This window comes from Celeribacter sp. SCSIO 80788 (assembly GCF_051054295.1).
Taxonomy (GTDB): Bacteria; Pseudomonadota; Alphaproteobacteria; order Rhodobacterales; family Rhodobacteraceae; genus Celeribacter.
The window spans coordinates 2,729,830-2,751,378 of sequence record NZ_CP150482.1 but is presented as its reverse complement, the minus strand read 5'-3'; the positions used below and the strand labels follow the sequence as shown (position 1 = coordinate 2,751,378).

Genomic DNA, 21,549 nt, shown 5'->3' with positions numbered 1-21,549 from the left:
GAGAATTGAATTTGTGAAACCGAAAAGAGTTTCACAGGCTTGTGCGCAAGGGAGAGCAACCTCCCATCGCAACAGGGAAAGCCATGATGAAACAGATTTTCAAGGCCTGCGTTTCGGGCCTCGCGCTCACCGCGGCCACTGCCGTTCCGCTCCACGCCGCCGATATGCTGACCGAGCTCGGGGCCGGTGAAGGCACCGTCTCCATCGTCGCATGGCCGGGCTATATCGAGCGCGGCGAAACCGATCCGGCCTTTGATTGGGTGACCAAATTCGAAGAGGCCACCAGCTGTAAGGTCGAGATCAAGACCGCGAACACCTCCGACGAGATGGTCGCCCTGATGAACGAAGGCGGGTTCGACCTTGTGACCGCCTCCGGCGACGCCTCGCTGCGCCTCATCGCGGGCGGGCGTGTGCAGCCGGTCAACACCGATTTGATCCCGAGCTGGTCGCGGGTCGACGACCGCCTGAAAGATGCGCCCTGGCACACCGTCAAAGGCACGCATTACGGCACGCCCTTCATGTGGGGGCCGAACGTGTTGATGTACAACACAGAAGCCTTCCCCGAAGCGCCGACCAGCTGGAATGTTGTGTTCGAAGAGATGACCCTCGCCGATGGCGCAAGCAACAAGGGCCGGGTGCAGGCCTATGACGGGCCGATCTATGTCGCCGACGCCGCGATGTACCTGATGGCGCATCAGCCGGAGCTGGGCATCACCAGCCCCTATGAACTCAATGAGGATCAATACGCCGCAGCGCTCGATCTTCTGCGCACCCAACGCACGCTCGTGTCGCGCTACTGGCATGACGCGTTCATCCAGATCGACGACTTCAAAAACGAGGGCATGGTTGCTTCGTCGTCTTGGCCCTTCATGGTCAATCTCTTGAAGGCTGACGGCGTGCCGGTCGCCTCCGTGATCCCGGAAGAGGGCGCGACGGGCTGGGCTGATACGCTCATGCTGCATGCCGATGCAGCGCATCCGAACTGTGCCTATCAGTTCATGGAGCATTCGCTGAACTCCAACCTGCAATCCGACCTTTCCGTCTGGTTCGGCGCCGTGCCGTCTGTGCCGGAGGCCTGTGCCGATGGGTCGGGGATGCAGACCGCCGAGGGCTGTTCCGAGAACGGCCTCGACGATTTCGACAAGATCCGCTTCTGGCAAACTCCTGTGTCGAGCTGTGAAAGCCAGGGCAGCTGTGTGCCTTATTACCGCTGGGTCTCCGACTACATCGGTGTGATTGGCGGCCGCTGATTTCGCCAAAACCGCCCGGATCGTCAAAGGTCCGGGCGCCCTCCCTGAAAGACCAAAGATGACTGATGCAGTAACCTTCCGGGGCGTGTCGCGCCATTTCGGAATTGTGAAAGCCGTGGATGAGGTGGATCTCTCGATCCGGGACGGCGAGTTTTTTGCCATGCTCGGGCCGTCGGGTTCCGGCAAGACCACCTGCCTGCGCCTGATCGCCGGTTTCGAACAACCGACCTCCGGCCATATCGAGATTTTCGGTGAGCGCGCCGAAGGTGTGCCGCCCTATCTGCGCAATGTGAACACCGTGTTCCAGAACTACGCGCTCTTCCCGCATATGAATGTGCGCGACAACGTGGCCTTCGGGCTTCGGGTCAAGGGCGTCGGCAAGGCCGAACGTCACCGTGCCGCGGAAGAGGCGCTGGAGCTTGTCGAGCTGGGCGGGTACGGCAATCGTCGTGCGGGCGAGCTTTCGGGCGGGCAGCGTCAACGCGTGGCTCTGGCCCGTGCTTTGGTCAACAAACCGCGCGTCGTTTTGCTCGACGAGCCGCTGGGCGCGCTCGATCTCAAGCTGCGCGAACAGATGCAGGAAGAACTTCGGAAATTGCAGCGCGCTTTGGGGCTGACTTTCGTTTTCGTCACCCACGATCAGGACGAGGCCCTGTCGATGGCGGACCGTGTTGCAGTCTTTGCCGAGGGCAAAATCCAACAGGTCGGCACGTCTGAGGAGATTTATCGCCGCCCCAACACCCGCTTCGTGGCGGATTTCGTCGGCTCGTCGAACGTCCTTCCCGCCGATCTGGTGGGCGCGGGCGCGTCGGGACAATGGGCCTCTTTGCGCCCCGAAGATGTTGTGCTCGACGCTGCGGGCCGAGAGGCCACGGTGACGGGGCGCTATTTCCATGGGCGGGTGACGAAGCTCTCGCTCGATCTCGCGGGGCAAAGCCTCACCGCGCTGATCCCGGCGCGCGAGGATGCGCCCGAAATCGGTGAGACAACCAAGATTTCCTGGGACCCGGCCCGCGTGCATGTGATGGGGCAGGGGGCATGAGCGATCTCTCCTCAAATGCGGCCATTTTTGCCCCGCGTTCCGGCCCGCTGGCGCGCACGGTGGACTGGATCATCCGTCACCCGCGGATGTTCACCTTCCTCATGGTGCTGCCGATCACGCTGTGGCTGGGCATCGTCTACATCGGGGCTCTGATCGCGCTTCTGATCCAGAGTTTCTTTTCCATCGACGAGTTCTCCGGCGTCATCGTGCATGAGGTCACGCTCAAGACCTATGGCGAGCTTTTGCGGCCCTATAACCTCGACATCATCCTTCGCACGGTCGGTATGGCCGCCGCTGTGACCGTGGCCGCCGCCGTCGTCGCCTTTCCCATCGCCTATTTCGCCGCGCGCTATGCCAAGGGGAAATGGAAGGCGCTGTTCTATATCGGAGTGATGCTGCCCCTGTGGTCGAGCTATCTCGTCAAGGTCTACGCCTGGAAACTGGTGCTCGCGAAAGAGGGCATTCTGAACTGGGTCTTTGCCAAGCTGCATCTGACGTGGCTTTTGGACGGGCTCCTGTCGATCCCGGTGATTGGCGGCAATTCCCTGTCGGTGAGCTACATCGGCACCTTCCTCGTGTTTCTCTATATCTGGCTGCCGTATATGATCATCCCGGTGCAGGCCTCGCTGGAACGCGTGTCCAAAGACCTGACCGAAGCCGCCGCCGATCTCGGTGCGACGCCCAAGCAAAGCTTTCGCATGGTGCTGTTTCCGCTCGCACTTCCGGGTGTTGTGGCGGGTTCCATCTTCACCTTTTCCCTGACGCTCGGCGATTACATCGTGCCGCAGATCGTCGGCAACTCGCGCCTTTTCATCGGGCAGGCGGTCTATACCCAACAGGGCACCGCCGGGAACATCCCGCTCGCCGCGGCCTTCACCGTGGTGCCGATCGTGATCATGGGGATTTATCTCTGGGGCGCGCGCAAAATGGGGGCTTTCGATGCACTCTGACACCCGTTCCCCTCTGGGCCTGAAAATTGCCGCCTTCGGAGGCTTGTTCTTCCTCCTCGCACCCATCGCGCTCATCTTCCTCTATGCGTTCTCGACCGAGGAAAAGAGCTTTCAATGGCCGCCGCCCGGTTTCACCACCAAATGGATCGGCGTCACCTTGGGGCGCGCGGATGTGTGGCAGGCCATGGGGCTTTCCGTCAAAGTGGCCGCGATCTCGACGCTGCTCGCGCTGATCCTCGGCACGCTGACCGCCGCCGCCGTGGCCCGGTCCAAATTCTTCGGACGCGAGACCATTTCGCTTCTGGTGATCCTGCCCATCGCTTTGCCGGGGATCATCACCGGGATTTCACTGCGGTCCGCGTTCTCGCTTCTGGACATTCCGTTCAGCACCTGGACCATCGTTTTGGGGCACGCGACCTTTTGTATCGTGATCGTCTACAACAACGCAGTGGCCCGGTTTCGGCGCACGTCCGGCGCGCTGATCGACGCCTCTATGGATCTCGGTGCGGATGGGCTTCAGACCTTCCGCCTCGTGATCCTGCCCAATATCGCAACCGCCTTGCTGGCGGGGGGGATGCTGGCCTTTGCCCTCAGCTTCGATGAGGTCATCGTCACCACATTCACCGCCGGCAACCAGACCACCTTGCCGATCTGGATGCTCGAAGAGCTCGTCCGCCCGCGTCAACGCCCCGTGACCAATGTGGTTGCCATGGCTGTCGTGATCGTGACGGTCCTTCCGATCCTCGCGGCCTATTATCTGACCAAAGACGGCGAACACACCGCCGGTTCCGAGAAATAAGAACAGGGAGACACCCCCATGACGACCCTCATGAGCACGCAAATGCTGATCGGCGCGAAACTCGTTTCCGGCACCGAGACCGAGGAAAACATCCTCAACCCGCGCACGGGCGAGATCATCACCACCTTGCCCGAGGCCTCTCTGGCGCAGGTCGAGGAGGCGGTTTCAGCCGCCGAGAAAGCCTTTGAAAGCTGGTCCCGCACCACGCCCGCCGAGCGCTCCGGCTATCTTCTCAAGATCGCCGACAAGATCGAGGCGGAGGCGGAAAACCTCGCCGCCCTCGAAGCACTCAACTGCGGCAAGCCCGGCCCTCTGGCGCTGGGCGACGAGCTGCCCGCGATCATCGACTGTTTCCGGTTTTTCGCAGGTGCCGTGCGCTGCATGACCGGGCCTGTGGCAGGTGAATATCTTGCGGGGCATACCTCGATGATCCGCCGCGATCCCATCGGGATCGTCGCCTCCATCGCGCCGTGGAACTATCCGCTGATGATGATGGCATGGAAAATCGCGCCCGCCATCGGCGCGGGCAACACGGTTGTGTTTAAGCCTTCTGAGCAGACTCCGCTGACCGCCCTCGCCATGGCGAAAATCTTTGCCGAGGTCCTGCCGGAAGGTGTGGTGAACATCATCCTCGGGCGTGGTGAGACGGTCGGTTCCGCTCTGATCAACCATCCGAAAGTGGCGATGATCTCGCTCACCGGCGACATCGCGACAGGGCGCAAAATTCTCGAGGCCGCGAACAAGACGATCAAGCGCACCCATCTCGAACTGGGCGGCAAAGCACCGGTCATCGTGTTCAACGATGCCGATCTGGAGGCCACGGTGGCGGGGCTTCGGGCGTTCAGCTTCTACAACGCCGGTCAGGACTGTACCGCCGCGTGCCGCGTTTATGTTCAAGGCGAGGTTTACGACAAATTCGTCGCCGATCTGACGGCGACGGTCGCCGACATTCCCTTTGGCAATGAGGACGACAGCCTCAACGAGATCGGTCCGCTGATTTCTCTGCGGCAACGGGATCGTGTGGCGAGTTTCGTGACGCGGGCGCGTGAGGCCAATCATATCGAGATCACCACCGGCGGCGAGATCCCCGAGGGTCCGGGGTATTATTACAAACCGACCGTCGTTGCTGGTGCGCTTCAGACCGACGAAATCGTTCGGCGCGAGGTGTTTGGTCCGGTGGTGTCCGTCACCCGGTTCGACGAGCCGGAAGAGGCGATCAAATGGGCGAATGACAGCGATTACGGCCTCGCCTCCTCGGTCTGGACCAAGGATGTTTCGAAAGGCATGCAGGTCGCGTCGAAGCTGCAATATGGCTGCACATGGGTGAACACGCATTTCATGCTCACCAATGAAATGCCGCATGGGGGCATGAAGCAATCGGGCTATGGCAAGGACATGTCCTCTTATGCGCTCGAAGACTATTCCGTCGTGCGCCATGTGATGATCGCGCATTAACGGCATTTGCACAGCAGAAACACGGACGGGCGGTGTCAGGCATCGCCCGTTTTTTTCTGTTTGTGTGACACCCGGCGATGGCGCGCTAAATTTTTGAGACAGAATGACGCGATCTCTGCGTATAAAGGCGATGTCGTCTCACGTTACGTCAACCAAAAAGGACTTTCCTATGTCTCTTCCCCTGCGGGCGCTTCGCATTTCCGCCGCCATGTTCTGTTTCGCCGCGCCGCTTGCGGCCTATGCGCAGGGCGCACCCGAGGGGGCGGGGCAGGTGACGGAAGTGGGTGTCATGGCGCTGACGGAGACCGATGTGCCGTTTACGACGACCTTGCCGGGGCGTGCTGTGGCGAAGGAGCAGACAGAGATCCGTCCGCGCGTTGAGGGCGTGATCGAAGAGATCGTGTATACCGCCGGGCGGCGCGTGAATGAGGGGGATGTGCTGTTCCGGCTCGATGCGGAAACCTATGAGGCGGCGTTTGCCTCCGCCGAGGCCGCGCGCGACAGTGCCGAGGCCACATTGACCACCGCGCAGGCGGCCTATGATCGCTATGCGAAGCTCGAAGGCGTCGGTGCCTCCACCTCCGATCTGGAAAGCGCGCGCGCGACTTTGGCGCAGGCGAAGGCCAGCGTGAAAAGCGCCGAAGCGGATTTGCAACAGGCCCAGCTCGATCTCGATCGGGTCGAGATCAAAAGCCCGATTGCCGGTATCCCGGATGTGCCGGAATTCTCCGTCGGCTCGCTTGTCACGGCCAATCAAAGCGATGCTCTGACCACCGTGACGCGGCTTGATCCGATTTATGTCGACGTCACCGAAAGCTCGGCACGGCGGATGCGCATCCGAGAACAATTCGAGGAGGGCACATTGTCTCCCGGCAAGGAACTGGATGTGACGCTGACGCTTGAGAATGGCGAGGTTTACGACGGAAAAGGTACGATGGTCAGCCCGGGTGTGACGGTTTCGACCACAACAGGTTCCATCGACATGCGGTTCGAATTCGACAACCCGGATCGCATGATCCTGCCCGGCCAGTTCCTCCGTGTAGATGTCACGCTGGGCACCTCGAAGGCCATTCTGGTGCCGCAGCGCGCGACGACGCGGCAATCGGATGGAACCCTGACGGCTTTCGTGGCCCAAGACGGCACGGCACATCGGGTGACGCTGAGTTACAGCGGGACCTCCGACAACGCCTGGATTGTCACCGACGGGGTGTCGGTCGGCGATGAGATCATCCTCGACGGCCTCACCAACCTCGCCGATGGCGCGTCGATCACCACCGTTCCGGTGACGATCAACGCAGCCGGTGTGGTCGAGGATGCCACCACGACGTCCGAGGCCGACTAAGCCATGGTTCGTTTCTTCATCCACCGCCCCGTCTTCGCCTGGGTTCTGGCCATTGTGACCATGCTTGCGGGCCTGTTCGCCTATACCCAGCTTTCCGTGTCGCAATATCCCGACATCGCGCCCACAACCGTTCGTATCTCCGCGAGCTATTCCGGGGCCACCGCCGATGCGGTTGAGAACTCCGTGACCTCCGTGCTGGAAGATGCCCTGACCGGCATCGACGGCGTGCTCTACATGCAGAGTTCGTCGAGCGAGGGTTCCTCCTCGATCTCGCTCACATTCGATGAGAGCGTCGATCCGATTGATGCGCAAAACGAGGTCCAATCGAAAATCTCGCAGGTCGAAAGTCAGCTTCCCGACGCGGTTCAGGACTCTGGCGTGACCGTTTCGCGGTCGTCGTCGTCGATCCTGATGGTCGGTGCGATTGTCTCCACCGATGGCAGCTATTCCACAATTGAGTTGGGCGACATTCTCGACAATCAGGTCTCGGGTCCTGTGCAGCGCACCGATGGTGTGGGCGGGATCAACAGCTTCGGTTCCGGCTATGCGATGCGCATCTGGCTCGATCCGCTCAAGCTTGCGCAATATAACCTGACGCCTGCCGATGTGACGGATGCTGTGACGGCACAGAACACCACGGTGTCCGTTGGTTCGTTGGGCGAATTGCCCGTGGTCGAGGGCCAGCAGTTCACCGCGACCATCACCGCGCAGAGCCAGCTTACCTCCGTCGAGGAGTTTGAAAACATCCTTTTGACCACCGAAGAAGACGGGAGCACCGTCGTTTTGGGCGATGTCGCGGACATCGAGATCGGTCAGGAGGATTACGGCTCAGATGCGCGGTTCAACGGCGCGAATGCCGCGGGGTTCGGGGTCAACCTCGCCACGGGGGCGAACGCGGTCGATACGGCCAATGCCGTGCGCGAAACGCTCTCCGATCTGGAGGCCTCTTTGCCCGCAGGTGTGGAAATCCAATACGCTTATGACACCTCGCCCTTTGTCGAGCTGTCGATCGAAAAGGTCTATCATACGCTGATCGAGGCCATCGTGTTGGTGTTTCTCGTGATCCTCGTGTTCTTGCAAAAATGGCGGGCGACGATCATTCCGATCATCGCTGTGCCTGTGGTTCTGGCCGGGACATTCGCCGTGCTCGCCGCACTTGGATATTCGATCAACACGCTCACCATGTTCGCCATGGTGCTGGCCATCGGGCTTTTGGTCGATGACGCCATCGTCGTTGTGGAAAACGTCGAGCGCACCATTGAGGACGAGGGCCTTGCGCCGATGCCTGCAACCGAGAAAAGCATGGGTCAGATCACCGGCGCGCTCGTCGGTATCGCGCTTGTGCTCTCTGCCGTGTTCCTGCCTATGGCGTTTTTCGGTGGCTCTACGGGCGTGATTTACCGGCAGTTCTCGGTGACGATCATCACCGCCATGGTGCTGTCGGCGGCGGTCGCTCTGATCCTGACGCCTGCGCTTTGCGCCACCATCCTCAAGCCCGCGAAACATGGAGAAGGCATCGCCCCCGCGCGGTGGTTCAACCGCAATTTCGACCGGGCGAACGGCGGCTATACCTCTGCCGTGGCGCGCATTCTCAAACGGCCTTTCCTCATGATCCTTGTCCTCGCGGGCTTCCTCGCGGGCGCATGGGGCGTCTACACCCGTCTGCCGTCGTCGTTTTTACCACAGGAAGATCAGGGCGTGTTGATGGTCATGGTCAACCTTTCCGAAGGCTCGACCACGCCGCAGACAGAACAGGTTGTGACGCAGGTCGAGGACTATCTTTTGAACGACGAAAGCGCGGCCGTGGACAGTACCTTTGCGACGCTGGGCTTCGGCTTTAGCGGTACGGGGCAGAACACCGCGATGCTGTTCGTGAAGCTCAAGGATTTCGACGAGCGCGAAGGCGACGACCTTTCGGCCTCTGCCGTGGCGCAGCGGGCGACGATGCATTTCGCGGGGCTGCGCGCCGGGCAGGTGATGTTCATGCAGCCGCCCGCCATTCCGGGCCTCGGCAATACCTCCGGCTTCTCCATGGAGCTGGTGGATTACGGCAACACCGGGCGCGATGCATTGATCGCTGCGGCCGAAGAGCTTGAGACGCTCGCCAATCAGGACAGTCGCCTGCAAAACATCGACGTCTCCGGTGTCGACAGCGAAGCGGTTCTCAAACTGATCATCGACCAGCAAAAGGCCGAAAGTTTCGGCGTGTCGGTGAGCGAGGTGAACTCCATCCTCTCGACCATCTTCGCGGGTTCGTCGGTCAACGATTTCGATCTGAACGGCTCGCTCCGCCCGGTGATCGTTATGGCCGATGCCAAATACCGGATGCAGCCCGAAGACATCGAGGACTGGTATGCCCGCAACACCGATGGCGACATGGTCTCGTTTGCGTCCTTCGTGACGACCGAATGGGTCTCCGTGTCGCCGACGCTGTCGCGGATGGACGCGATCGATTCCATCGAGATCTCCGGCTCCCCCGCCGATGGCACCAGCTCCGGCGAGGCGATGGATGCGATCCAGGCCCTCGCCGAAGGGTTGGACGGCGGTTATGGCGTGGCGTGGACGGGGCTGTCCTACCAAGAGCAGCAATCCGGCAACCAAGCGCCCTACCTCTACGCGCTCTCCGTGCTGGTTGTGTTCCTCTGTCTCGCGGCGCTTTATGAAAGCTGGTCGATCCCGTTCTCGGTGATGCTCTCCGTGCCGGTCGGCGTGTTTGGGGCGCTTCTGTTTGCATGGCTGTTCGATCAGTCGAACGACGTGTATTTCAAGGTCGGTATCCTCACCACCATCGGTCTTGCGGCGAAAAACGCGATCCTGATCGTCGAATTCGCGCGTGGGCTGGAGCAGAAGGGTATGAAAGCGGTCGAGGCCGCCGTTGAGGCCGCCAAGCTGCGCCTGCGTCCGATTCTGATGACCTCCCTGGCCTTCATGCTCGGGGTGCTGCCGCTGGCCAAGGCTTCGGGGGCCGGGGCTTCGGCACAGAATGCCATCGGTTTCGGTGTTCTGGGCGGGATGTCGGCGGCGACGTTCATCGGGATTTTCATGGTGCCGTCTTTCTACGTCATCGTGCGCAAACTGACGGACCGCAACGCCTGATCAAGGCCTTCCCAAACAATAAAGGGCACCGGTTTCCCGGTGCCCTTTATTGTCGTCAAAGCTGTGCTCAGCCTTTGGTGCTTTCCGCCGCTTTCACATTGGCTTTCACCGACAGGAAGCTGTCTGGTGTGACGGAAATCGTGTCGATCCCCGCCTCGACCAAAAGCCGCGCAAAGCCCGGATCGTTGCTCGGCGCCTGACCGCAGAGACCGACCTTGCGCCCTTTGGCATGGGCTTTTTCGATCACCGAGCGGATCATCCAGAGCACCGCAGGATCACGTTCGTCGAACTGATCGGCCAGCGCCTCCGAGTCGCGGTCGATGCCAAGCGTGAGCTGCGTCAGATCGTTCGAACCGATGGAGAAGCCGTCGAACCGGTCGGCAAAGGCATCGGCGCTGATGACGTTCGAGGGGATCTCGCACATTACATAGACCTGAAGCCCGTTTTCGCCGCGTTTCAGCCCGTTTTCCTCCATCACGGCAAGCACCTTGTCGGCCTCGTCGAGGGTGCGGCAGAACGGGATCATCACGATCACATTATCGAACCCCATGTCTTCGCGAAGTTTTTTGATCGCTTTGCATTCAAGCGCGAAACCGTCCTTGTAGGCGTCCGAATAATACCGCGATGCGCCCCGGAACCCGATCATCGGGTTGCTTTCCTTGGGCTCGAACGTCGCGCCGCCCAGAAGGTCGGCATATTCGTTGGTCTTGAAATCGCTCATGCGGATGATGGTCGGCGTCGGATAATAGACGGCGGCAATGCGCGAGAGGCCCATGGCGAGCTTGTCGACGAAATATTCCGTCCGGTCGGCATAGCCGCGGGTCAGCGCGTCGATCTGCGCCTTGACCTCTTTGGTCGGGAGCTGGTCGTAGCGCGTGAGCGCGAGCGGGTGGACCTTCACCTCGTTGTTGATCACGAATTCCATCCGCGCAAGCCCGACACCTTCCGCTGGCAAACGCCACCACCGCATTGCGGCAGCCGGGTTGGCGAGGTTGAGCATGACGCGGGTTTTCGTGTCGGGTACGTCGTCGAGATGGATTTCACTGACGGAAACCTCGGCTTTGCCCTCATAAATCACCCCGTCCTCGCCCTCGGCACAGGAGACGGTGATGCTCTGACCGTCATGCAGCACGCGGGTTGCATCGCCCGTGCCAACGATGGCCGGAACGCCCAGCTCACGGCTGATGATTGCGGCATGCGAGGTCCGTCCGCCGTGGTCCGTCACAATGGCGGAGGCGCGTTTCATGATCGGCACCCAGTCGGGGTCGGTCGTGGAGGTCACAAGCACCGATCCGTCGACGAAACGGTCGATATGTTCGGCACTCTTGATGATGCAGACCTCGCCGGTGGCGACGGCTTCGCCAACGCTGAGACCTTTGGCAAGCACCTTGCCATGATCGCCGATCTTGTAGGATTTCATCGCGCCCGCCTTGGCGTGGGACTGGACCGTTTCAGGTCGCGCCTGCACGATGTAGAGCGTGCCGTCCTCGCCGTCACGCGCCCATTCCATGTCCATCGGGCAGCCGTAATGCGCTTCGATGGTCGTTGCCATGCGAGCCAGTTCGAGGATTTCAGCGTCGCTCAGGACAAAGCTCTCCCGTTCCGCAAGCGAGGTCGGCACGTTGCGCGTGGCGGCGTTCTTGCCCGCTCTTTGCCCGGTGCCGTAGATCATCTTGATCTCTTTCGCCCCAAGCGCCTTGTGGATGATGGGGGTGGTCCCTGCCTTAGCGAGGAAAGGTTTGTAGACCTGATATTCGTCAGGGCTGACTGCGCCCTGAACAACGTTTTCACCAAGCCCCCAAGCGGCGGTGATCAAAGCCACCTTGTCGAACCCGCTTTCTGTGTCGAGGGAGAACATCACGCCCGAGCCGCCGAGATCGGAGCGCACCATGAGCTGCACGCCGACGGAGAGCGCGACATCGAGATGGTCGAAGCCCTTGAGTTCGCGATAGGTGATCGCGCGGTCGGTGAACAGCGAGGCGTAACACCGCCGACAGGCCGACAGAAGCGCCTCTTCACCGACAACGTTCAGGAAGGTTTCCTGTTGCCCGGCGAAACTCGCGTCCGGCAGGTCTTCGGCGGTTGCAGAGGACCGCACCGCGACCGACGGGTTTTCACGCCCGACCCGACGACCCAACTCGCGATAGGCCTCGCGAATGTCAGTCTCGATCTGTTTCGGCCAGGATCCGGAGCGGATGATCGCCCGGATCGCACTCCCGGCTTCGGCCAGGGTCGACCGCCCATCGGCCAGTTTGCCAAGCTCTTGCTCAAGCTTGTCACCGAAATTATTGGCCCCGAGGAACATGCGATAGGCATCTGCGGTGGTGGCAAACCCCGGCGGCACACGAATGTCCGCGGCGCTCAGGGATTGCAGCATTTCGCCCAAAGATGAGTTCTTGCCACCCACCTTGGCGACATCGCCACGTTTGAGATGTTCGAGCCATATGAGCGTGTCGCTGGTCGATTTCACGTCAGAATAGGTCATGATTTTCCTCCCGTCTTTTCAGGCGGGACCATAGCAGACTCCCGGTTTTTGAGGTATGACGTGCATCAATTCACGAGTATTTTACCTCAGCTGCTCTATTTTCGCTCAAGTCAGGCGCAGAGGAAACAGTGTGAAATTCTGAAACCTCCCCATATAGTTATCAAAGACTCGGGCTTTGGAGGTCGCGTAATGACCGATGATCAGGGCGGAACAGGCCAGACTGTGACAGGGACTGTGGTGGCCGTCCGCGGGGCGGTTGTGGATGTCGCTTTCCCGAAGGCGGGGCTGCCCGCCATCAACGAGGCTCTGCGCATCGACAGCCCGGAGCTTGTCCTTGAGGTTCAATCGCAACTCGACGGTGAAACCGTGCGCTGTATCGCGCTGCAATCGACCAACGGTTTGCGGCGGGGGGCGGTCGCTCTGGCGCTCGGAGGGCCGATCGAGGTGCCGGTGGGCGAGGCGGTTCTCGGGCGGCTTCTGGATGTCACGGGCAAGGTTGGGGACAAGAAAGAGCCGCTGCCCGACAATGCGCCTCGCAAACCCATTCACCGCAGCCCGCCGCCGTTTCGCGCCGAATCCGGTGCGGCGGAGATCTTCCGGACGGGCATCAAGGTCATCGACCTTCTGACCCCTTTGGCGCAGGGCGGCAAGGCCGCGATGTTCGGGGGAGCGGGTGTCGGCAAGACCGTTCTGGTCATGGAACTGATCCGCGCCATGGTCGCGGGGTACAACGGCATCTCGGTGTTCTCAGGCATCGGCGAGCGGTCGCGCGAAGGTCATGAGATGCTTTTGGAAATGACCCAGACCGGCGTGCTCGACCGCACGGTTCTGGTCTATGGACAGATGAACGAACCGCCCGGCGCGCGCTGGCGGGTGCCTTTGACGGCGCTGACCATTGCCGAGCATTTCCGCGACGAGGAGCAAAAGAACGTGCTCCTGTTGATGGACAATGTGTTCCGCTTTGTGCAGGCGGGTTCCGAGGTCTCGGGGCTTTTGGGGCGTCTGCCGTCGCGTGTGGGCTATCAACCGACGCTCGCGACCGAAGTGGCGCAGTTGCAGGAGCGGATCGCCTCCGTGGGGAGTGCCGCCGTGACCGCCGTCGAGGCCGTCTATGTCCCAGCCGACGATTTCACCGACCCGGCGGTGACAACCATCGCGGGGCATGTGGATTCCATGGTGGTGCTGTCGCGCGCCATGGCTGCCGACGGGATGTATCCGGCGGTCGATCCAATTGCCTCTTCGTCCGTGTTGCTCGATCCGCTTTTGCTGGGCGAGGACCATGTTGCCGTTGCCACTGACGTGCGTCGCGCCATCGAGCATTACCGGGAATTGCAGGACGTGATCTCGCTTTTGGGGATGGAGGAGTTGGGCCGCGAAGATCGCCGCATCGTCGAACGCGCCCGCCGGTTGCAGCGCTTTCTGACCCAGCCGTTTTCCGTCACCGAAGCTTTCACTGGCATGAAGGGGCGTTCTGTCGATCTCAAGGACACCATCGCCGGGTGTCGTGCCATTCTCGACGGCGAGGCGGACGGGTGGGACGAAGGCTCACTTTACATGATCGGTACGCTCGATGAAGCGCGCGAAAAAGAGGAGGCTGCCCGGAAAGGGCAGAGCGCGGCATGAGCGGGGCACTTCAGCTCACGATCACCACGCCGATGGAGGTGCTGGTCGACCACATCCCGGTGCTTTCGGTGCGGGCCGAGGATGAAAGCGGTAGTTTCGGCATCCTGCCCGGACACGCCGATGTTCTGACCGTTCTGACCGTCTCTGTTCTGCGCTGGAAAACCGTCGAAGGACAGGCGGGGTTCTGTGCGGTCGGTCCCGGTCTTTTGACTGTTTCGGGCGGGATTAGGGTCGATGTCGCCTGTCGCAAGGCGATCCCCGGCGACGCTTTGGAGGCGCTCGAACAGGAGGTGCGGAGTTTCAAACAGGGGGAAACAGAGGCGGATCGTCAGGCGCGTGTCGAACAGATGCGGCTTCATGCCAATGCCGTGCGTCAGATGATGCGCTTCCTGCGCCCCGACCGTCCCGGCGTGATGGATCATCCGCCTTCCGTAACTCCGACAGGGGGCGAGGCATGACCGCCCCCCGCCCCCCGCATGACGATGTCGAACAGGCCGCCCGCCGCGCTGTCAGCCGTGAGAAAATGGGCCGCGATGTGCCGGAACCCTCGCTTGGCGCCCGTCTGGGGCAGATCGGTATTCTCGGCTGGGCCATCGTGACACCGATCCTGATCGGTATCGTTTTGGGACGCCTTGCAGACCGGCATTTCGAGACGGGGATATTCTTTACCGCGCCCGCGATTTTTATCGGTGCAGGCATCGGGTTTTACAGCGCCTGGAAATGGATGCACAGCCAATGACCGAGCAAACCTATATCCTTCTCGGCCTGCTCCTCGGCTTTGGTGTTGGGCTTTTGCATTTCGCCTCGCTCAGACGCGTGACGGCGATGTATCTGTCGGGCAGTTCCACTGCGCGCGCGATCATTCTGCAACTGGGGCGCCTCGTTCTGGTTGCCGCTCTGCTCGTGTTCCTCGCGCTGAAAGGTGCGCTGCCCTTGCTGGCCGGGGCGGGGGGGCTGCTCCTTGCCCGCATCGTCATCCTGCGCCGCAGCCGGAAGGAGGGATGATGGACAACCCGCTTTCCATTGAGCCGCTCTTTCACATCGGTCCGGTGCCGATCACCCAGCCCGTCGTGGTCACCTGGGCGATCATGCTGGCCCTTGGGGTGTTTTCCTTTGTCGTCACGCGGCATCTCCGGATCATCCCCACGAAAACCCAGACCGTTCTGGAGCTTTTCGTCACCACCATCGAGGGGCAGGTGCGCGATGTGATGAATGGCGATCCGAAACCCTACCGGTCACTAATCGGGACGATTTTCCTGTTCATTCTTGTGGCCAACTGGTCCTCGCTCATTCCGGGGATCGAGCCGCCCACGGCGCATATCGAAACCGACGCCGCACTGGCGTTCATCGTCTTCGTTGCTATTCTCAGGTTCGGCATCGGGTCGCGCGGAATAAGGGGCTATCTCGCCACTTTCGCAGAGCCTACCTGGGTCATGATCCCGCTCAATATCGTCGAACAGATCACTCGCACCTTCTCCCTCATCGTCCGCCTTTTCGGCAATGTCATGAGCGGAGTGTTCGTGATCAGCATCGTGCTCTCGCTTGCCGGTCTCTTCGTGCCGATCCCGCTCATGGCGCTCGATCTGCTCACCGGCGCGGTACAGGCCTATATCTTTGCCATTCTCGCCACGGTTTTCATCGGTGCCGCCGTCGCCGAGACCCCATCCCCCCAGTCAAAGGAGGACATATCCCAATGACCGAAAATCTCATCGAAGTTGCCTCGGTTCTGGCCGCGGCCATTGCCGTCGGTCTCGGCTCCATCGGTCCCGCTTTGGGCGAAGGCCGTGCGGTCGCCGCCGCGATGGATGCCATCGCCCGCCAACCCGAAGCCGCAGGGACGCTGAGCCGAACACTGTTCGTCGGTCTCGCGATGATCGAGACCATGGCCATCTACGCGCTGGTGATCGCGCTTCTGGTGCTGTTCGCCAACCCCTTCGTCTGAGGGGCGGTTCATGACCATCGACTGGTGGACCCTGGGTCTTCAGACCGTCAACGTCCTGATCCTTTTGTGGATTTTGGCGCGCTTCCTGTTCCGCCCGGTGGCCCGGATCATCGCGGAACGTCAGGCCGCCACCCATGCCGCATTGGACGGGGCCGAGGCCGCGAAAACCGCTGCCGAAACGGCCCGGGCCGAGGCTGAGGCCGCAAAACAGGCGGTTCTGAGCGAGCGTGCGGAGAAAATTGCCGAGGTGCGAAAGGACGCAGAGGCCGAGAAACAGCGCCTCATGACGGAGGTTCAGGCCGAGTTGGACAAGGCGCGCGCGCAGGCGAAAGAGGACCTGTCCCGTCAGGCTAAGGCACAGCAAGAGGCGCTGTCGGAACAGGCCGGGGTGCTGGCCGGGGACATTGCCGAACGGCTTTTGGCGCGCCTGCCGAAAGAGGCCCGCGTGACCGGGTTCATCGACGGGCTTGTGGAGGCCGTGGCGCAATTGCCGGAAAGCACGCGCGCAGGGATCGGGTTGCACGGTCCGGTGCCGCTTCGGGCGGCGCAGATGCCGACGGAGGCGGAGATCGCCCAACTGCGCGACGGGCTTGGCAAGATCCTCGGGCGCGCGGTCGAGATCGAGGTGACGGAAGCGCCCGAACTGATTGCGGGGCTGGAACTCGACACGGCAACGGCCATCGTGCGCAATCATTTCCGCGCCGATCTGGATCGTATCACGGCGGAGGTGCGTAAGCATGACTGAGACCTCGGAGAACTGGCTCGACGACAAACGTGCAAAGCTGGCGCAGACCGCTCTGGCACCGGAGGCCGAGCCGGTCGGCTGGGTCGCCCGTGTCGCCGATGGCATCGCACAGGTCACCGGCCTGCCGGATGTCGCGTTGGGTGCTCTCCTGCGGTTCGAAAGCGGCGGCTATGCTTTCGCCCATAGTCTCGACCGGAACGAAATCGCCGCCGTTCTGCTGGACGATACCGCCGCGGTGGCGGTGGGTGAGCGGGTGTCCGACACGGGCGACGTGCTGCGTGTGCCGGTGGGGGAAGCGCTTTTGGGGCGCGTCATCGACCCATTGGGGCGTCCGATGGACGGTCGCTCCGCGCCGCAAACGAAAGAGACGCTCCCTGTCGAACGGCCTGCGCCGGAGATCATCGAGCGCGATCTGGTGTCGGAACCGCTGGAAACCGGCGTTCTGGTGGTCGACAGCCTGTTTGCGCTGGGCCGGGGGCAGCGCGAGTTGATCGTCGGGGATCACGCAACGGGCAAGACCGCGCTGGCCGTCGATGCCATCGTCAACCAGAAGAACACCGATGTGATCTGCATCTACGTCGCCGTCGGCCAGCGCGCCACAGCGGTCGAGCGGGTCGTCACCGCCGTGCGCGAACACGGTGCGCCGGAGCGGTGTATTTTCGTGGTCGGGACTTCGTCCGCGCCCGCGGGCCTGCAATGGATGGCGCCCTTTGCGGGCATGACCATGGCGGAATATTTTCGCGACAAGGGGCAGGATGTTCTGATCGTGATCGACGATCTGACGCTGCATGCCGCGACACACCGCGAACTGGCATTGCTCACCCGCGAACCGCCGGGGCGGGAGGCCTATCCCGGCGACATCTTCTACCTCCACGCCCGGCTTCTGGAACGGGCGGCGAAACTGTCCCCCGAGCTGGGTGGCGGGTCGATCACCGCCCTGCCGATCGCCCAGACCGATGCGGGCAACCTGTCGGCCTATATCCCGACCAACCTGATCTCGATCACCGACGGTCAGATCGTTCTGAACACCCATCTGTTTTCCGCCAACCAACGCCCCGCAGTCGATGTCGGGCTGTCGGTCAGCCGGGTCGGCGGAAAGGCGCAGAAACCCGCGCTTCGGGCAGTGTCGGGCCGGGTTCGGCTCGATTATGCGCAGTTTCTCGAACTGGAAATGTTCACCCGGTTCGGCGGGATTTCCAATGCCAGGGTCAAGGCGCAGATCGCGCGTGGCGAACGTATCCGGGCGCTCCTGACCCAGCCGCGTTACAGCGGCTTGCGGTTGGTCGATCAGGTGGCTTTGCTGGCCGCTTTGGCCGATGGTGCGCTGGACGACGTGGCCCTAGAGGTGATCCCGAAGCTGAAAGCACAGCTTCCCGGCTGGCTCGACCGGACAGCGCCGGAACAGGTCACGGCGGTGATGCAGAGCGGGCAGCTTGACGATGATCTGCGCCCGGGGCTTGTGGCGGCGGTCAAGACTCTGGCGCAAACGCTTGGGGTCGCGTCATGAGTGAACGTTTTGCCGAGATTTCCGCGCGGATCGAGACGGTCCACAAGCTGTCGTCGGTGATCACGGCGATGCGCGGGATCGCGGCCTCGCGGGTGCAGGATGCGCACCGGCATCTCGACAGTATCCGAACCTATGCCGATACCATCGGTACGGCGATCGGACAGGCGCTGGCGCTTCTGCCGCCGCCTGATGCCGCTCCCCGCCCTCAGAGAGAAGGCCGTCACGCGGTTCTGGTGTTTGCCGCGGAGCAGGGGTTTGCCGGGACCTATTCCGAGCGGGTGTTCGACGTGGCGAAAGGGGCGCTTTCGGAGGAGGCGGAGTTGTTCCTGATCGGGGATCGTGGCCTGTCCGTGGCGGAGGACCGGGGGCTGAGCGTCGCTTGGTCCGCGCCGATGATCCTGCATGCGGCCCAGACCGCGACGCTGGCCACGAAGATCACGGAGGCGATCTTTGCCGAACAGGGGCTCACGCGCGTCAGTCTGATTCATGCCTGTCCCGGGGGCACGGAAGAGATGAAGATTGCGGTGAAAACGCTGGTACCCTTTGACTATGGCCGCTTTCCGGCACCGAAGGTCCGGGTAGCGCCGGAGATCACCCTGCCGCCGGGGCAGCTCTTGCAAAGCCTTGTGGAAGAATACATTTTTGCTGAACTGAGCGAGGCGGTGATGCTCTCCTTCGCGGCGGAGAACGAGGCCCGGATGCGGGCGATGATCGCGGCGCAGGAGAACACCGAGGAGACGCTGGACGAGATGATCAAGACCTCGCGGCGGCTTCGGCAGGAAGAGATTACAGGTGAGATCGTGGAGCTTGCGACTGCAAGCCTCATGCAGGCCTGAGGAGGAGGGCCGATGGCCAAGACAGAGGACACCAGTGCGCGCAAACCCTTGCCCGTGCGGGAGGACATGCGGGAGATCGAACTGCCGGAGTGTCTGCCGAAATCGGAGCAGGAGGACGTGCAGGCGCCGGAGCTGATCCGCCGCATCATGGCCAGTCCGAACTATCGCCTGGCGGACGAGGACGTGGATTTCCTCAACGAAGACGAGATGCGCGGCGCGCGGCTGATGCTCGACTACCAGAAGGCGGAAATGCTGTTGCAGGAGCAGGGCATTGCCCATTCCATCGTGGTCTTTGGCGGGACGCGCATTCCGGAACCGTCGGTGGCACGGGCACGGGTCGATGAACTGCGACGCGAATGTGCGGCCTGTCCCGGGGATGCGGGGCTGAAACAGAAACTTGCGATTGCCGAGCGGGTGGCGGCGAAAAGCCGGTATTACGACGTGGCGCGCGACTTCGGGCGTCTCGTCGGTGCGGAGGAAGGTCCGCATGGCAACCGTCTTGTCGTGGTGACGGGTGGCGGGCCGGGGATGATGGAGGCGGCGAACCGGGGGGCTTCTGAGGCCGGGTCGCGCACCGTGGGGCTCAATATCAACCTGCCGCGCGAACAATTCCCGAACCCCTACATCACGCCGGACCTGTGTTTCCGGTTTCGCTACTTCGCCCTGCGCAAGCTGCATTTCCTGCTGCGCGCGCGGGCGCTTGTGGTGTTTCCCGGCGGATACGGCACGCTCGATGAGCTGTTCGAGACCCTGACGCTGATTCAGACACGGAAAATCCGTCCGGTGCCGGTGATCCTCGTCGGGCGGAGCTATTGGACCCGGGTGTTCGACGTCGATTTCCTCATGGAGGAAGGCGTGATCGACCCGGAGGACCGCGATCTGTTCTGGTTCGCTGAAGAGGCGCAGGAGATCTGGGACGACATCCTGCGCTGGTATGCGCGCACCGGGCGCGATCTCGTCGCCCCGCCTGAAAGGAGACCGGAATGAAAATTTCCTTCCACGGAGCCGCCCGCGAGGTGACGGGCTCGTGCCATCTGATCGAATGCGGGGGCAAGAAGATCCTTGTCGATTGCGGCATGTTTCAGGGCGGGCATGAGCTTCATGACGACAATGCCGCCGAGTTCGGGTTCAACCCGAAGGACATTGACGTGGTGTTGTTGACCCATGCCCATCTCGATCACTGCGGGCGACTGCCCTTGCTCGTGAAGCGCGGCTTTGAAGGCGAGATCATCGCCACCTCCGCGACCCGCGATCTGGCGCGGCTTGTGATGATGGATTCCGCGCATCTCCACGAAGAGGAGGCGCGGCGGCATCATCGTCATGGTGAGCAGGGCGGTCATAACGAACCGCTTTACGACACGATGGATGCGCTCGATGCGGTCGATCTGTTCGGGCGCAATGCCGTCTATCGCCAGCCGATCCATCTGTTTCCCGGCATTACCGCGACCTATTTCGACGCGGGCCATATCCTTGGTTCCGCTTCGATCCGGCTTGAGCTTTCGGAAGACGGGCGGCGCAAGGTTGTGCTGTTCTCGGGCGATCTCGGGCCGCAAGAGCGTCCGCTTCTGAACAACCCGGTGCCGCCGGGGGATGTCAATGTGGTGATCATGGAGACCACTTACGGCGACCGCGATCACCGCAGTCTGGAGGCGTCTGTCGAAGAATTCTACGATGCGGTCAATGCCGCCGATGCCCGCGGCGGCAATGTCATCATCCCGACTTTTGCGCTGGAACGGGCGCAGGAATTGCTCTGGTTTCTGCGCGACGGCATGACCAAGGGGCGCATCCGGCGGTCGATGGCGGTGTTCCTCGACTCGCCCATGGCGATCTCGGCGACGCGGATTTTCAAACGCCATCAGGACGTCATGCGCCCGGAGCTGCGCGATCAGTTTCGCGCGGGCAAGGACCCGTTCGATCTGCCGGAGTTGCATTTCACCCGAGAGGCGCAAGATTCGATGGCACTCAACCGCATCCGGTCCGGTGCGGTGATCATGGCCGGCTCGGGCATGTGCACCGGCGGACGGGTGCGCCATCACCTGCGTCACAACCTGTCGCAGGCGGATTGTTCCGTGATTTTCGTGGGCTACGCCGCCGAGGGCACTTTGGCACGGATCATCATCGACGGAGCGAAAGAGGTGAAACTTTTCGGCGAGATGATCCCTGTGCGCGCGCAGATTCACACGATCAACGGATTTTCCGCCCATGCTGATGCCGACGATCTGCGGCACTGGCTGGGGCAGACCGGCACGCCGGAACGCGTGTTCCTCGTCCACGGCGAGGCCCGCGCGATGAAGGCCTTTGCCGAGACGCTGGATGTGCCGGAGATCGAGATGCCCACAGTGGGGCAGAGTTTCGATCTCTGAGGTAAGACCGTCGACGAAAGTGACGATGAAAAATTAGGCGCCCTGCCCGAATCTCCCGCGATTCCGGCAGGGCGTTGCGTTTTCGCCGTGAAGCCATCGGGGCCGCCTTCTAAT

At 62.0% G+C, this 21,549-nt stretch carries 19 protein-coding genes; 18 read left to right on the top strand and 1 reads right to left on the bottom strand.

Translation table 11 applies throughout. The features are described 5' to 3' along the window. Positions 1-86 precede the first annotated feature (86 nt). The 7 genes from V1471_RS13865 to V1471_RS13835 all read left to right on the top strand — a co-directional run bounded on the left by V1471_RS13865 (position 87) and on the right by V1471_RS13835 (position 9,934). Complete coding sequence (locus V1471_RS13865) at positions 87-1,250, top strand: ABC transporter substrate-binding protein (RefSeq protein ID WP_434289604.1); 1,164 nt, start codon at positions 87-89, stop codon at positions 1,248-1,250. Positions 1,251-1,308: 58 nt separating this feature from the next. After that, positions 1,309-2,292: an ABC transporter ATP-binding protein gene (locus V1471_RS13860; protein WP_434289602.1), complete on the top strand. Its 984-nt coding sequence runs from the start codon at positions 1,309-1,311 to the stop codon at positions 2,290-2,292. Then, on the top strand, positions 2,289-3,242 hold the full coding sequence (locus V1471_RS13855; RefSeq protein ID WP_434289600.1) for an ABC transporter permease: 954 nt from the start codon (positions 2,289-2,291) through the stop codon (positions 3,240-3,242). The genes V1471_RS13860 and V1471_RS13855 overlap by 4 nt, the downstream gene beginning before the upstream one ends. Further along, positions 3,232-4,041 (top strand): ABC transporter permease, encoded by an 810-nt coding sequence (locus tag V1471_RS13850; protein ID WP_434289598.1) that lies wholly within the window; start codon positions 3,232-3,234, stop codon positions 4,039-4,041. Before V1471_RS13855 ends, V1471_RS13850 begins: the two co-directional genes overlap by 11 nt. A gap of 30 nt (positions 4,042-4,071) precedes the next feature. Next, positions 4,072-5,496, top strand: coding sequence for a gamma-aminobutyraldehyde dehydrogenase (locus tag V1471_RS13845; RefSeq protein WP_434290944.1), 1,425 nt, complete (start codon positions 4,072-4,074; stop codon positions 5,494-5,496). A 169-nt stretch (positions 5,497-5,665) separates the two neighbouring features. After that, a complete protein-coding gene (locus V1471_RS13840) occupies positions 5,666-6,838 on the top strand; it encodes an efflux RND transporter periplasmic adaptor subunit (protein WP_434289597.1) in 1,173 nt (390 codons plus the stop codon). Positions 6,839-6,841: 3 nt separating this feature from the next. Beyond that, positions 6,842-9,934: an efflux RND transporter permease subunit gene (locus tag V1471_RS13835; RefSeq protein WP_434289595.1), complete on the top strand. Its 3,093-nt coding sequence runs from the start codon at positions 6,842-6,844 to the stop codon at positions 9,932-9,934. Positions 9,935-10,001: 67 nt separating this feature from the next. Here the strand turns inward: V1471_RS13835 and ppsA are convergent, their stop codons facing one another. Next, positions 10,002-12,419, bottom strand: a complete 2,418-nt coding sequence (gene ppsA / locus V1471_RS13830; RefSeq protein WP_434289594.1) for a phosphoenolpyruvate synthase — start codon at positions 12,417-12,419, stop codon at positions 10,002-10,004. Positions 12,420-12,608: 189 nt separating this feature from the next. Between ppsA and atpD the strand changes: the two genes are divergently transcribed. Genes atpD through V1471_RS13775 form a run of 11 tightly spaced genes read left to right on the top strand, consistent with a single transcriptional unit; the run spans position 12,609 to position 21,435 of the window. Next, positions 12,609-14,042 carry a F0F1 ATP synthase subunit beta gene (gene atpD / locus V1471_RS13825; RefSeq protein WP_434289592.1) on the top strand — a complete coding sequence of 478 codons (1,434 nt, stop codon included), beginning with the start codon at positions 12,609-12,611 and terminating at the stop codon, positions 14,040-14,042. Beyond that, positions 14,039-14,500: a F0F1 ATP synthase subunit epsilon gene (locus V1471_RS13820; protein WP_434289590.1), complete on the top strand. Its 462-nt coding sequence runs from the start codon at positions 14,039-14,041 to the stop codon at positions 14,498-14,500. Before atpD ends, V1471_RS13820 begins: the two co-directional genes overlap by 4 nt. Next, the gene (locus tag V1471_RS13815) at positions 14,497-14,781 is read left to right on the top strand and encodes an AtpZ/AtpI family protein (RefSeq protein ID WP_434289588.1); all 285 of its coding nucleotides are present in this window, start codon (positions 14,497-14,499) and stop codon (positions 14,779-14,781) included. Before V1471_RS13820 ends, V1471_RS13815 begins: the two co-directional genes overlap by 4 nt. Continuing rightward, positions 14,778-15,047, top strand: coding sequence for an N-ATPase subunit AtpR (locus V1471_RS13810; RefSeq protein ID WP_434289586.1), 270 nt, complete (start codon positions 14,778-14,780; stop codon positions 15,045-15,047). Before V1471_RS13815 ends, V1471_RS13810 begins: the two co-directional genes overlap by 4 nt. After that, positions 15,044-15,739, top strand: coding sequence for a F0F1 ATP synthase subunit A (locus V1471_RS13805; protein ID WP_434289584.1), 696 nt, complete (start codon positions 15,044-15,046; stop codon positions 15,737-15,739). The genes V1471_RS13810 and V1471_RS13805 overlap by 4 nt, the downstream gene beginning before the upstream one ends. Continuing rightward, positions 15,736-15,984, top strand: coding sequence for a F0F1 ATP synthase subunit C (locus V1471_RS13800; RefSeq protein WP_066707659.1), 249 nt, complete (start codon positions 15,736-15,738; stop codon positions 15,982-15,984). Before V1471_RS13805 ends, V1471_RS13800 begins: the two co-directional genes overlap by 4 nt. 10 nt (positions 15,985-15,994) lie before the next feature. Continuing rightward, positions 15,995-16,729, top strand: a complete 735-nt coding sequence (locus V1471_RS13795; protein WP_434289581.1) for a F0F1 ATP synthase subunit B family protein — start codon at positions 15,995-15,997, stop codon at positions 16,727-16,729. Further along, complete coding sequence (locus tag V1471_RS13790) at positions 16,722-18,236, top strand: F0F1 ATP synthase subunit alpha (protein ID WP_434289579.1); 1,515 nt, start codon at positions 16,722-16,724, stop codon at positions 18,234-18,236. The genes V1471_RS13795 and V1471_RS13790 overlap by 8 nt, the downstream gene beginning before the upstream one ends. Next, a complete protein-coding gene (locus V1471_RS13785) occupies positions 18,233-19,072 on the top strand; it encodes a F0F1 ATP synthase subunit gamma (protein ID WP_434289577.1) in 840 nt (279 codons plus the stop codon). The genes V1471_RS13790 and V1471_RS13785 overlap by 4 nt, the downstream gene beginning before the upstream one ends. A 12-nt stretch (positions 19,073-19,084) precedes the next feature. Beyond that, positions 19,085-20,059, top strand: coding sequence for a TIGR00730 family Rossman fold protein (locus tag V1471_RS13780; RefSeq protein WP_434289575.1), 975 nt, complete (start codon positions 19,085-19,087; stop codon positions 20,057-20,059). Continuing rightward, entirely contained in the window at positions 20,056-21,435 is a 1,380-nt protein-coding gene (locus tag V1471_RS13775; RefSeq protein WP_434289574.1) for an MBL fold metallo-hydrolase RNA specificity domain-containing protein, read from the top strand. Before V1471_RS13780 ends, V1471_RS13775 begins: the two co-directional genes overlap by 4 nt. The last annotated feature ends 114 nt before the right edge of the window (positions 21,436-21,549 follow it).